The organism is Williamsia sp. Y844, assembly GCF_056786475.1.
Window position 1 is genome coordinate 326,452 of record NZ_JBXCJB010000003.1, and the last position, 12,387, is coordinate 338,838.

The window sequence follows — 12,387 nt, forward strand, 5'->3', positions numbered from 1 at the left end:
GTGGGTCGTCCTGGCCTTAGGCTGGTCAGATGGCTGACCCCGAGGCACCCCACGTGCACCCGACCGATCTGGCGGCGTGGAGTCGGTGGCTCGCAGACAACCACGACACGTCACCAGGTGTGTGGCTTGTGTTCTGGCGCAAAGAGTCCGGCAAAGTGCCCCTGGACTACGACGGGGCCGTCAGAGAGGCACTCTGCTGGGGCTGGATCGACGGCCACACCCGATCCATCGACGATGAGCGTCGTGGATTGTGGTTCACCCGCAGAGGGCGCAGCAGTGCGTGGGCGGCATCGAACAAGGCGCGAGTCGCCGATCTGATCGCGGAAGGCCGAATGCGGCCGCCGGGACAAGCAGTGATCGACGATGCCAAGGCCACCGGCTTGTGGAACCTCCTCGAGGACGCCGAGGCTCTCATCGAACCGGCGGAGCTGGCATCTGCGCTCGACGCCGATCCGACGGCCCGCGGTCACTGGGACGGATTCCCGCCCAGCGTGCGGAAGTTCGCGCTGACGCAGATCGCCATGGCCAAGAGGCCGGAGACGAAGCGTAGGCGCATCGCCTCGATCGTCGAGAAAGCTGCCAGGGGCGAGCGGCCCTGACCGGGTGTCGGCTCAGACGGAACCGTCTTCTGGCCTGCGCGCGAAGATGAAGTCGTTACACCTGGTGCCGCTGACCTGAAAGGTCTTGTGGCCCACGATGCCGAATCCCATTTTTTGGTAGAAGCGTTGTGCCCGTATGTTTTTCTGGTTGACGCCGAGCCAGACCAGCGCACTACCGGCCTCCGCTGCGTGGCCCAGCGTCGCGGCCATCAACCCGGCCGACGTGTCGCGGCCGTGATGGCCGGGCAGCACGTACATTTTCGACAGCATGGTCACCGGGCGTTCGGTGATGGTGGCCAGCACGTCGCGATCAGTGGGCTCTTCGTCGATGACAAGTGCGTACCCGGTGATCGCCGAGGTGGCCGGGTCGACGGCCTTGAAGACGTGGTGTGTGGGCTCGGCCATGAACGCCAGGAAATGTTCCGTCGTGAGGTTGTGGGCCACGAAGTCGTCGATGTCGGCGATCGTGAGTTCTGGCGGGCACGCGAGAGGGAAGGTCACGGCCGCAACGGCCGCGATCTCCGCGGCGTCTTCTGGCGCGGCGATGAGGATCTGCGCCGTGTCGTATTCGGGCATGTGGCCGGTCATCCTTGTTGGTCGGCTGGGCGGAGGAGGATTTCGTTGATCCGCCGAGCCAACAGGGCGATGCGGTACCCGGACGCGTGCAGTGACCGGGCGGTGGCGGCGCCGATACCCGACGAAGCGCCTGTGATCACCGCTACCGGGGTGCCGTTAGGGCTCTCGCTCATGGTGTTCCTCCCGTGCGGGGCGTCAGAAGATGGACCTCGGCCGCGTAGTTCTCGAGCACACCCTTTAGTTCATCACCCTTGACGCCCCGACGTCGACGGTTCGGAGTCGACGGTTCCGGTGTCCGCGGTGTCCTCGATGTCCTCGAGTTCGGCGACCAGGGTGCCCGCTGCCGCGTCGCGCCTGATGATCGCGCCGAGTTCGGTTGCGGCCTCGGCGTACGACGGAACCTCCAGGACGCGCCGTGTGGCCTCCGCGATCTTCTGTGGTGTTGCTTTGCGCGGCAGCGTGATCCCGGCGCCCCGGGCGCTGACGCGGACGGCGTTGTCGGCCTGGTCCCGGCCATGGGGCATCGCGACGATCGGTACACCGGCAGCCAGGGCGCGGACAACTGTGCCGTGGCCGGCGTGGGTGATGACCGCGTGGGCATGTTCCAGGACCGCAGAGTGGGGCGCCGCGGTGACCACGGTGACGTTGTCGGGGGCGTCCAGGGAGGCGGGATCGATCGCCGGTCCGGTGGTCAGATAGCCGCGAACCGGCATCTGCGCGAGCGCGTCGATGATGCGCTGCAAACAGTCCACCTGGTCCTGAAATGTCGATGAGAGGGCCACCAGGACCAATGGGGCATCACCTGGGGGAGGCGTCCACGGAGTCGAGACGGTCCATGCCGGGTCGTCGAGGACAGCTCCGACGTACCGCACGTGATCCGGCATCTGCGCGGGGAAGTCGAACTCGGCAGAGGTGAGCACGAGGTGTTTGCGCGCCGCGTGCACCTGATCGAAGAACTCCGGCACCGGAGCCAGTCCATAGGCCACCCGCAGTGCGTTCAGCGCCTCGGTGCCCTTGTTCCACTGCCGAAGTGTCAGTGTCCGGACGATGCGATCACGGAGTCGGGTCAGCCGGCCGTCGGCCGGCCGCAGTCCGAGGCCGAACGGCGGCATGTCTTTCGCGGGCAGGAGATAGGCGTTGGCAAACGGCACATCGAACGGAACTCCGCGGGCCTGCGCTGCGACCATCGCGCCGACCGCGAAAAACGAGCAGATCGCCAGATCGGGATGCACCTTGTCGATGGCCGCGACCATGTCGCGGGCGTAGGCGGGAGCCGGGCCGACGAACTGACGATCGCGGAGCCGGGTGAACAACGCGATCGGGTTCGAGCATTCCCAATCCTGCAGAGGATCGTCCTGCGCGCTGCGTGAGGGACGATTCGGTGCGGATGTCCAGGGCACAAAAGTCGCGCCGATGGCTTCGACATCGGCGATCATCGAATCCTCGGCGAGGACGGTGACATGGTGGCCACGTTCGATGAGTCTGCGGGCGGCACCGAGTTCAGGGGGTACCGTGCCGCCGCCGTCGACCAGCGCGAAGAGATACGTGTGAGCGTTCATGTTCTGGTTCCTTTCAGGGCGCCGACGACCAGATCGGCCATCGATTGTTCGGTTGCCGATCGGCTCAGACGGAGATCGCGCCGCAGCAGTTTCCAGACGTAGACATCGGTGGCCGCGTGCAAGGTGTTCAGTGCATGCGCGCGTGCGTCCGGCTCGGTGGGCAGGTGGTCGCCGAACATCGCTGCCAACCACTGCTGGTGAAAGGTCCGGGCGTTGTCCAATGCGGCGGCCAGGTCGGGAAAGCGATCGGCGGACATCGCCCACCGGACGTTCGCATCGCCCATCAGCTCGTACTCGCCGACCAGTGCGCTGATGGCACCACTGATGTCGCCGGGCCGCGCGGCGTGACGGGCAACGTTGGTCTGTTCCGCCAGCGACTCGGCCAATCCGAGGACCACTCCGGCCTTGGATTCGAAATGATTGAGCACGGTCTGGTGTGAGCAACCCGATGCCTTGGCGATCGAGGCGAGCGTCACGTCCTCGAAGGACTTTTCCATGAAGAGGTCCTTCGCGGCGGCGAGGATTCGCTCCCGGGTGGCAACTTTGCTCTCGGCGCGGCCGGTCTGGGTGTACGTACGTGTCATTTTCATTTGACTGCCACTCAAGCACTGACTTGAGTGACGGTCAAGCGAATTCATTCGAAGTATGCAAAAAGCCGGGCCGCATGAGCGGCCCGGCTGTAGGTGGTAGGGGTTACTCAAACGTGTGGATCGACCTGGACACAAGAAAAACCCGGCCGCAGGGCCGGGTTTTTCCTTTCGAACCATGGTGCGCGATACAGGGATTGAACCTGTGACCTCTTCCGTGTCAGGGAAGCGCTCTCCCGCTGAGCTAATCGCGCTTGTTCACGGGGGACTTCGTTCTTTTTGGAGCGGATGACGGGATTCGAACCCGCGACCCTCACCTTGGCAAGGTGATGCGCTACCACTGCGCCACATCCGCATTCGTTGAAGAAGCCCCGGTACAAACCGGGGCTTCTTCAACGATGGTGCGCGATACAGGGATTGAACCTGTGACCTCTTCCGTGTCAGGGAAGCGCTCTCCCGCTGAGCTAATCGCGCAAGACTTGTTTAGTTTTAGCCTATCCAACTTGTGGAGGCGGCGACGGGAATCGAACCCGTGTGCACGGCTTTGCAGGCCGTTGCCTCACCACTCGGCCACACCGCCACGGTGAATCTCGATCGAGCGGATGACGGGATTCGAACCCGCGACCCTCACCTTGGCAAGGTGATGCGCTACCACTGCGCCACATCCGCATTCGGAACCAGGGTCTTGGTCATGCTGTCCTGGCAACGAGGACAAACATTATCGGACCGACCCGCAAAGTCACAAATCGCCTGATCAGCCCGGTTTTCGGTGAAGGCGGCGCCCGTGTTGATCGAGTTTCGGGTGGTGTCGGTGGGGTTGGTGGGATCGACCTTGCGATTTGGTTACGCGCGGGGTCGTCGTGTTAATGTCTTCCGGTCGCAACCGAAGGATTTCGGTCACGACAATCTGGTCCCGTGGCTCAGTGGAAGAGCGTCCCGTTCACACCGGGAAGGTCGCTGGTTCGATCCCAGCCGGGACCACAAGGTCAGGCGTTATTTGCAGGTATTCGTGTAAGTTCCGTGGAGATCCGGGGCGACATCAGCGAGTGAGTTCCACAGCGACCGTGCCTCCGGTGTTCTCGATTTCCAGCAACTGCGCGTTCGGTGCTGAGGTCACCTGTCCGCCGGTCACCCGGACCGTGTAGCCGCCCGGATAGTGGCGGTCGACGGGGACGAAGATCTCGGTTGGTGCGCGCACGCCCGCACGTGGCGTCCAGTCCAGCACCATGCGTCCCGTTGCCGGATCGTAGGAATAGCGGGTGGGCACCCCAGAGATCGCCTGCGGAGACGGACGTGCGATCACATCCGCCATCGGTTGCCGAATGGTGCTCATGTCATCGGGATCGTCGAACAGGTCGCCGTCGCCGATGCCGCCCGGATAGTCGATCCAGTCCTTGTAGCCCCAGAGCATCCAGCCGGTCAGGTATTTGTCGCTCAGTTGCATGATGCGTTCGATCTCGACCACGTCCTGCGTGTCGCCGAACTCGGTCTGCACCACCGCCGCACCCATCCGGTCGGCCGCACTGATCGCATTGCGGTAGACGGTGTTGTCCAGCTCGGGGCAGGCCGGATACCCGAGCGCTGTGGACTCCTGGTCGGCGCTCTTGGTCGCCAGCGAGGTACCGCAGTAATCGTGGAAGCCGAACACCACCGGCTCGACTTCGGCCGGTGGCGGCTGTAGGAACGTCGGCGATCCGATGTCGGCGATCAGATGCGGCTCATAGAACACCGGGGTGGCGCGGTCGACCGAACGCACCGCGAGGGCGAGTTTGTCCTGCAGCGGTTGTAGCTGGTTCTTGTCGAAGTCCGGACACCCACCCGGCGGCAGACAGCTCGGAAACGCCGTACCCGGCCATGGCTCGTTGAACAGGTCGTAGCCGAGGAGATGATCGTTGCCGATGTCCTCGGACTGGACCGCTTGCGCGAGGGTGCGCCACGCGCCCGCCATCGCATCAGCGATGCCGTCCCGATTGGCGTAGAGATTGTCGAACGTCCGCTGCAGTGCGGGGTTGGTGAAAGCCGAGGCACCTTGGGTGATCTCCGGTGGATTCGGCCAGTCGTCGGTGAAGGTGGCCCAGTCCGGGAATCCGGCGCCGTTCACCTTTTCGTTGTAGTTGTCCTGATGGAACTCCAGCAGCACCCAGATCCCGTTCCGGGTCAGCACGTCGATCTCGCGGAGGATCTCGTTCAGATAGGCCTGATCGATAACGCCGCGGGTGGGTTCCAAACCCTTCCAGAACCAGGCGAGCCGAACGGAGTTGACGCCCAACGACGTCAGCAGCTCGGCATCCCGATCGGTGACCGCTTCTGCAGGCGGGTGATAGGGAGGCTTCTTGTGGGCGATCTGTAATCCGTGGAGGTAGATCGTGCGTCCGCGGGCGTCGATCAGCCACCGTCCATCCGTGCTGACCCCATTCGTGCCGGCCGAGGACATCCGCGGATCGGCGCTGGATCCGGCCGCGGGGAGTAGCAGTGTCGCGATGGTCAGCATCACGACGAGGGACACGATGGTGCCGGCACGTGGCCGCAACGATCCGGTTGTCATCAGAATCCTTGGTGGTAGCCCATGGACGGGGTTCAGGTTCCGATCAGTCAACCATCCAGGATTCGTCGTCGCGCCGTTATCCGTGGCGCATCGCCCATTCGACCAGTGGTGTGCCCGCTCGCCACTCCGCACGCACGCGGTCGACCAGTGCTGGGGTATGGATGAACTCGTCGAACCCGAAGTCGCGGGTGGCGGTGAGGGTCTTGTGGCGCAGCAACGCGATCCGTGGATGGTTCACGTCCCACCCGCGGGGCGCGGTCTTGAGTTGGCTCCCGCCGATGTCCCAACCGTTCGCCCGCATGGCATCGACGAGATGTTCCAGTTCGGGGCCGTAGAGGTCGTTGTCGATCGCGGACCGCAGATTCGCCAGTCGTTCAGCAGACGAGTCGTAGTAGCCGACGGCGACCTTCACACCCGGAGCGCCGATCTGTACGTAGTAGCCGGTCGCCGGTCCGACGGCCACGAACGCTCCCTGGTGCGTTTTGTACGGCGTCTTGTCCTTGGCGAACCGAACGTCGCGGTAGGGACGAAACACCTTGGGCGCACCGAACTCGTCGCTCAACGCTTCGGTGAGTTCGTTCATCGGACCTGCGACAGCGAGTTGGTACGTCTCTTTGTGCGCATCCCAGAACGCTCTGGAGTTGTCCTGCTCCAAGTCGTCGTAAAAGTCGAGTGCGGCCTCGGGGAAGCCCTGAAAGCTCATCGTCGAATTCTACGTGGGCGTGATTCGCCGGTGACCTCCACTTGCCCCGGTAGGCCCCGAGCGGCTACTAATTGAATTCTGGATGAGAATTACGTTCTCGCTCAGAGAGATTTGTGTATCCGCAGGTGCGACCGAGGTGAGGACGTCCACGCCCATGTTGTTGGAACTGACTGACGATCAAGAGTTCTTCCGGGACACCACGGACCGGTTCCTGTCCGCCAAGGTGCCGGTTGCCGAACTCCGTCGTCTTCGGGACGACCCGGTCGGGTATCCGTCGGACTACTGGCGCAAAGGCGCCGAGCTGGGTTGGACCAGCCTGCTGGTCGACGAGCGGCACGGGGGTGGATCCATCAGTGGGTCGGGGCTCGCCGACCTCACGTTGGTGGCCCACGAGTTCGGCCGCCACGCTGCGCCGGGCCCGCTGCTGCCCACGAACGTCGTCGCCTCACTTCTGAATACCGACGGCTCCGATGATCACGTTGCGGTGCTCGAAGCACTTCTGGCAGGCACGGCGACCGCGGCCTGGGCACTGGCCCGGCCGAACCCGAAATCATTGGTGGCCGTCCCCGCGACCTCGATCACCATCGACGGCGACGAGGTGGTGGTCCACGGGACCAAGCGGCCCGTCGAAGGCGCTGCCGCCGCCGACCACCTGCTCGTGGTCGGGCGGACCGGTGAAGGCCTGTCGCAGGTGCTCGTCCCACGGACCGCCACCGGCGTCACGGTCAAGCCCCTGCAATCGATCGACCTGACCCGGCGCTACGCGGCCGTCGACTTCGACAATGTCCGCGTGCCGCGTTCGGCGCTGGTCGGTGAGCCGGGGCAGGCTCGCGAGGCCGTCACCCGCGGTTGTCAGGTGGCGATCGTGATCAGCTGCGCCGAGTCGGTCGGCGCGATGCAGTCGGTGTTCGACATGACACTCGAGTGGGCCTTCGACCGCTATTCCTTCGGCCGGGCCCTGGCCTCCTACCAGGAGATCAAGCATCGCTTCGCCGACATGAAGATGTGGCTCGAAGCCAGTCACGCCGTTGCCGACGCCGCCGCAGCGGCAGTCGCTGCGCAGGTCCCGAACGTTGCGGAAGTCGTCAGTGCCGCCAAGGCCTACATCGGTCAGTACGGCGAAGAACTGATGCAGGACTGTGTGCAGATCCACGGCGGCATCGGTGTCACGTTCGAACACGACCTGCACCTGTACAGCAGGCGCGCGAGTGCCAATCGATCCACCTTCGGTGTACCTGCCGATCACCGTCAACGCATCGCCGACATCGTCCTGCGCCAGGAGGCCACGGTATGACCGCCCCCAATACAGACACCGAGATCGAATCCGTCGAGGAGTTCGGCGCCCGCGCGCGGGCCTGGGTTCAGGACAATCTCAAGCGTTCCGACCCCGCCGCCCACATCGGGGTCATGCGTAATGAGGGCAGCGACGAAGAGGAAGTCGCCCTCGTCGCGCGCGAGCGTGAGGTCCAGCGCATGTTCTACGACGCCGGATTCGCCGGCATCTGCATCCCGCGCGAGTACGGCGGGCGCGGACTCACCCGGGCCCACCTGAAAGCCCTCGACGACGCGCTCGGCGGTTACGAGTATCCGGCCCGTCTGCAGTCGCCCACGTTCGCGCCCTGTGTGGGTGTCATCCTCGACTACGGCACCGAAGAGCAGAAGAAGCAGCACATCCCCGCCATCTTGAAGGGCGAGGAGATCTGGATGCAGTTCCTCTCCGAACCCAGCGGTGGGTCGGATGTGGCAGGCGCGTTGACAACCGCGGTGCGTGACGGTGACGAGTGGGTGCTCAACGGGTCGAAGATCTGGACCACCGGCGCCTGGTGGTCGGACTGGGCGTTGTGCCTGGCCCGCACCAACTGGGACGTCCCCAAGCATCGGGGTCTGACGGTGTTCATGCTGCCGCTGCGCCAGCCCGGCATCGAGGTGCATCGCATCGAACTCCTGAACGGGTCGCGGGAGTTCTGCCAGGAATACCTGACCGACGTCAGGGTCCCGGACAGCGACCGGGTCGGTGACATCGACAACGGCTGGAAGGTCGGCACCGGCTGGATGTTCCATGAGCGGATGGCCCATCACTCGCCGTATACGACGATGCCTGCCGGTTCGGCCCGCGGTGGTTCGCGCGTGCCCGAGCTGGTCGAGGTGCTGCAGGATTCCGGCCGGGCCGACGATCCGATCAGTCGCGATCTGATCGGCGAGGCGCGGATGTTCGATGTGGTCAAAGATGCGTTGCAACAGCGTATTTCGCGCGGTATTGCCAAGAAGACCGTGTCGGATCAGGCGGCGAGCATCGCCCGGTTGATGACCGGTGTGGCCGCCGTGCGCTCCACATCTATCGGATACGAGCTGACCGATGCCTCCGGTGCCGCATGGGACAGCGACGACGGCGCGGTCGCCGAACGCGGCGTGGACAACCTCATGCGGCAGGTCTCCACGATCGCAGGCGGCACCACCGAGATGGCCCGCAACGCGATCAGCGAGCGACTGCTCGGGATGCCGCGTGAGCAGACTCACGACGTCAACCTGGCATTCCGCGACGTGCCGAGGGGTCGCTCCGGCAGCTGAACCGGCGCACAACTGCTTACGTAAGCTGTCACCATGGATCGAAGTGGGGGCACTGTGGAGCAACGTGACGCCAAGGGCTTCCTGCAGGCGATATCGAACAAGCGCAAAGACATTCGGCATCGGCGCACGCTCAACCTGGTCTATCGCTGCGCGGTCGGGGTCATCGGCGCCGCAGTGTTGGCACTGGGGATCGTGGCCATCCCGTATCCGGGTCCGGGCTGGCTGATCGTCTTCGCCGGCTTGGGCATCTTGGCGACGGAGTTCGCGTGGGCCCACCGTCTGTTGACGTTTGCCAAGGGCAAGTACGACAAATGGATGGACTGGATCTCGGCGCAGCATTGGTCTGTTCAGGCCGTATTTTGGTTGTTGACCTGTGCCATCGTCGTGGGAACCCTGTGGGTGCTCGGCGCCCTGGCGATGGCCGCCGGCTGGGTTGGCATCGAGTGGACGTGGTTGGCGAGCCCCGTTTTCTGACCGCGTCTGCTCCCGCCGCAGGCAACCGGACGTGGGTCGGCCGGGTGGTCGGCATTACGATCATGGATTGACATGGAACCCGGCCGGCCTCGGTCGGGTGGTTTCATTCGACAAGGAGTGCCCAGGTGCCAGAAAATCCCGTTCCCGGACCATCAGCCACGATCACGGTGGCGGCCGGGACCACCGCGGGTGCGGCGCTACGCGAGAGCGGGCACCCCAACAAGGGTCCCGAGGCGATTGTTGTCGTTCGCGACGCCGACGGCACCCTGCGTGACCTGTCCTGGGCCCCTGACTCCGACACCGTGGTCGAGCCCGTCGCCGCCAACACCGAAGACGGCCGCAGCGTCATCCGGCACTCGGCGGCCCACGTGCTGGCCCAGGCCGTCCAGGACCTGAACCCGAAGGCCAAGCTGGGCATCGGACCGCCCATCGAGAACGGCTTCTACTACGACTTCGACGTCGAAGAACCGTTCACGCCGGAGGATCTGACCGCGCTCGAGAAGAAGATGAAGCAGATCATCAAGTCGGGTCAGCGCTTCTCGCGTCGAGTCTACGAATCGGTCGATCAGGCCAAGGCCGAACTGGCCGACGAGCCGTACAAGCTCGAACTCGTCGAAGACAAGGGTTCGGCCGACGACCCCGAGGTCATGGAGGTCGGTGGGGGAGAGCTCACCGCCTACGACAACCTCAACCCGCGCACGGGCGAAAAGATCTGGGGCGATCTGTGCCGCGGCCCGCACGTGCCGACCACCAAATACATCACCGCCTTCAAGTTGACCCGCAGCTCGGCGGCCTACTGGCGGGGCAACCAGGACAACGCCGACCTGCAGCGGGTCTACGGCACCGCCTGGGAGTCGGCCGAGGCGATGGACGGCTATCTCGAACTGCTGGCCGAGGCCGAACGCCGCGACCACCGCAAGCTCGGCGCCGAACTCGACCTGTTCAGTTTCCCGGACGCGCTCGGTTCCGGCCTGCCGGTGTTCCACCCCAAGGGTGGCATCATCCGCAAGGAACTCGAGGACTACTCGCGCTCACGCCACATCGAAGAGGGCTACGACTTCGTCAACACCCCTCACGTGACCAAGAGCAATCTCTACGAGATCTCCGGCCACCTCGATTGGTACAAGGACGGGATGTTCCCGGCGATGCACCTCGACGCCGAACTCGACGAGAACGGTGAGGTGCGCAAACCCGGCCAGGACTACTACCTCAAGCCGATGAACTGCCCGATGCACAACCTGATCTTCAACGCCCGGGGTCGCTCGTACCGCGAACTGCCGATGCGGTTGTTCGAGTTCGGTTCGGTCTACCGGTACGAGAAGTCCGGTGTCGTCCACGGATTGACCCGGGTGCGGGGCATGACGCAGGACGACGCCCACATCTACTGCACCAAAGAGCAGATGCGCGGCGAGCTGACCAGCACGCTGAAGTTCGTGCTCGGCCTTCTCAACGACTACGGCCTCGACGATTTCTACCTCGAACTGTCGACCCGCAACCCGGACAAGTCCGTCGGGTCCGATGAGATCTGGGAAGAGGCGACGGCCACCCTCGCCGAGGTCGGTGAGGCGTCCGGCCTGCGTCTGGTGCCCGATCCGGGCGGCGCCGCGTTCTATGGCCCGAAGATCTCCGTCCAGGTGAAGGACGCACTCGGCCGCAACTGGCAGATGTCGACCATCCAGCTCGACTTCAACCTGCCCGAGCGTTTCGAGATGGAGTACACCGGTCCCGACGGTTCCAAGCATCGTCCGGTGATGATCCACCGGGCGCTGTTCGGATCCATCGAACGGTTCTTCGGCGTGCTGACCGAGCACTACGCGGGCGCGTTCCCGGCCTGGCTCTCGCCGGTGCAGGTGGTGGGTATCCCGGTCGCCGACACGTTCGTTCCACATCTGGAAGATGTTGTGGCGCAACTCAAGTCGAACGGTGTCCGCGCCGAGGTCGATCAGAGTGACGATCGGATGCAGAAGAAGATCCGTAACCACACGACGGGCAAGGTGCCGTTCATGTTGCTGGCCGGTGAGCGCGACGTCGAGGCGGGCGCGGTGAGCTTCCGGTTCCGGGACGGTACCCAGGTCAACGGTGTGCCGGTCGCCGATGCGGTCCGCATCATCACCGAGTGGGTCCGTGATCGCCGCAACGAGTCGCCGACTGCAGGCTTGATCGAGGATTCAGGGTTGATCGAGGCGCCGGCGTGATCCGCGACGTGGGGCCGGGGCAACCCGATCGCCTGCAGCGGTTGTGGAGCCCGCACCGCATGTCGTACATCACCGCCGCCCCGCGCACCGCGTCCGGCAACGGCGACGACTCCGAGTCGTCGGCGGCATCGGTCCACCCCTTCATCGACATCCCCAGGATGTCCGACGAGGCCGGCCTGATGGTCGCCCGCGGTGAGACGGTCTACGCGGTCCTGAACCTGTATCCCTACAACCCCGGCCACGCGATGATCGTGCCCTACCGTCAGGTCGCAGATCTCGAAGATCTCACCGAGGCCGAAAGCCGTGAACTGATGGTGTTCACGCAGAAGATGATCCGCGCGATCAAGTCGGTTTCCAATCCCGATGCGTTCAACGTCGGACTCAATCTCGGGACCGCCGCGGGTGGCTCGCTCGCCGAGCACCTGCACCAGCACGTTGTGCCCCGATGGGGTGGTGATGCCAACTTCATCACGGTGATCGGCGAGACCAAGGTGATGCCGCAATTGCTCCGCGACACCAGGGCTCTGCTGGCAGAAGCCTGGCTGAAGCTGCAGGATTGACGGCTGACGACATGATGAAGA

At 64.5% G+C, this 12,387-nt stretch carries 12 protein-coding genes and 6 tRNA genes; 7 read left to right on the forward strand and 11 right to left on the reverse strand.

Annotated features, from left to right (window positions below; translation table 11 throughout):
* Positions 1-29 precede the first annotated feature (29 nt).
* A complete protein-coding gene (locus AC1TQG_RS18335) occupies positions 30-599 on the forward strand; it encodes a YdeI/OmpD-associated family protein (RefSeq protein WP_482139276.1) in 570 nt (189 codons plus the stop codon).
* Between the two features lie 12 nt (positions 600-611).
* Here AC1TQG_RS18335 and AC1TQG_RS18340 read toward each other — a convergent pair whose 3' ends face one another.
* From AC1TQG_RS18340 to AC1TQG_RS18380, 9 genes are all read right to left on the reverse strand, one after another.
* Positions 612-1,175 carry a GNAT family N-acetyltransferase gene (locus AC1TQG_RS18340; RefSeq protein WP_482139277.1) on the reverse strand — a complete coding sequence of 188 codons (564 nt, stop codon included), beginning with the start codon at positions 1,173-1,175 and terminating at the stop codon, positions 612-614.
* A gap of 8 nt (positions 1,176-1,183) precedes the next feature.
* Positions 1,184-1,348, reverse strand: a complete 165-nt coding sequence (locus AC1TQG_RS18345) for an SDR family NAD(P)-dependent oxidoreductase (protein ID WP_482139278.1) — start codon at positions 1,346-1,348, stop codon at positions 1,184-1,186.
* 72 nt (positions 1,349-1,420) lie between these two features.
* On the reverse strand, positions 1,421-2,734 hold the full coding sequence (locus AC1TQG_RS18350) for a glycosyltransferase (RefSeq protein ID WP_482139279.1): 1,314 nt from the start codon (positions 2,732-2,734) through the stop codon (positions 1,421-1,423).
* Entirely contained in the window at positions 2,731-3,318 is a 588-nt protein-coding gene (locus tag AC1TQG_RS18355; protein WP_482139280.1) for a TetR/AcrR family transcriptional regulator, read from the reverse strand. The genes AC1TQG_RS18350 and AC1TQG_RS18355 overlap by 4 nt, the downstream gene beginning before the upstream one ends.
* A 182-nt stretch (positions 3,319-3,500) precedes the next feature.
* Positions 3,501-3,575, reverse strand: a tRNA-Val gene (locus AC1TQG_RS18360).
* A gap of 26 nt (positions 3,576-3,601) precedes the next feature.
* Positions 3,602-3,676: transfer RNA gene (locus AC1TQG_RS18365), tRNA-Gly, on the reverse strand.
* Positions 3,677-3,720: 44 nt separating this feature from the next.
* A tRNA-Val gene (locus AC1TQG_RS18370) sits at positions 3,721-3,795 on the reverse strand.
* A 32-nt stretch (positions 3,796-3,827) separates the two neighbouring features.
* Positions 3,828-3,901, reverse strand: a tRNA-Cys gene (locus tag AC1TQG_RS18375).
* A gap of 17 nt (positions 3,902-3,918) precedes the next feature.
* Positions 3,919-3,990 (reverse strand) — tRNA-Gly (locus AC1TQG_RS18380).
* 240 nt (positions 3,991-4,230) lie between these two features.
* Between AC1TQG_RS18380 and AC1TQG_RS18385 the strand changes: the two genes are divergently transcribed.
* Positions 4,231-4,302: transfer RNA gene (locus AC1TQG_RS18385), tRNA-Val, on the forward strand.
* Positions 4,303-4,360: 58 nt separating this feature from the next.
* On the opposite strand, the gene AC1TQG_RS18390 is transcribed toward AC1TQG_RS18385, so the two are convergent.
* Both AC1TQG_RS18390 and AC1TQG_RS18395 read right to left on the reverse strand, forming a co-directional pair.
* Positions 4,361-5,866, reverse strand: coding sequence for a cellulase family glycosylhydrolase (locus AC1TQG_RS18390; protein WP_482139281.1), 1,506 nt, complete (start codon positions 5,864-5,866; stop codon positions 4,361-4,363).
* A gap of 76 nt (positions 5,867-5,942) precedes the next feature.
* On the reverse strand, positions 5,943-6,569 hold the full coding sequence (locus AC1TQG_RS18395; protein WP_482139282.1) for a DUF2461 domain-containing protein: 627 nt from the start codon (positions 6,567-6,569) through the stop codon (positions 5,943-5,945).
* Between the two features lie 154 nt (positions 6,570-6,723).
* Here AC1TQG_RS18395 and AC1TQG_RS18400 point away from each other — a divergent pair, with 154 nt between their 5' ends.
* From AC1TQG_RS18400 to AC1TQG_RS18420, 5 genes are all read left to right on the forward strand, one after another.
* Positions 6,724-7,863 carry an acyl-CoA dehydrogenase family protein gene (locus AC1TQG_RS18400; protein WP_482139283.1) on the forward strand — a complete coding sequence of 380 codons (1,140 nt, stop codon included), beginning with the start codon at positions 6,724-6,726 and terminating at the stop codon, positions 7,861-7,863.
* Complete coding sequence (locus AC1TQG_RS18405; RefSeq protein ID WP_482139284.1) at positions 7,860-9,137, forward strand: acyl-CoA dehydrogenase family protein; 1,278 nt, start codon at positions 7,860-7,862, stop codon at positions 9,135-9,137. The genes AC1TQG_RS18400 and AC1TQG_RS18405 overlap by 4 nt, the downstream gene beginning before the upstream one ends.
* A gap of 33 nt (positions 9,138-9,170) precedes the next feature.
* Entirely contained in the window at positions 9,171-9,611 is a 441-nt protein-coding gene (locus AC1TQG_RS18410) for a TIGR02611 family protein (protein WP_482139285.1), read from the forward strand.
* A 125-nt stretch (positions 9,612-9,736) separates the two neighbouring features.
* Positions 9,737-11,806 carry a threonine--tRNA ligase gene (gene thrS / locus AC1TQG_RS18415; protein WP_482139286.1) on the forward strand — a complete coding sequence of 690 codons (2,070 nt, stop codon included), beginning with the start codon at positions 9,737-9,739 and terminating at the stop codon, positions 11,804-11,806.
* Positions 11,803-12,366, forward strand: a complete 564-nt coding sequence (locus AC1TQG_RS18420) for an ATP adenylyltransferase (protein ID WP_482139287.1) — start codon at positions 11,803-11,805, stop codon at positions 12,364-12,366. The genes thrS and AC1TQG_RS18420 overlap by 4 nt, the downstream gene beginning before the upstream one ends.
* Positions 12,367-12,387: the final 21 nt, after the last annotated feature.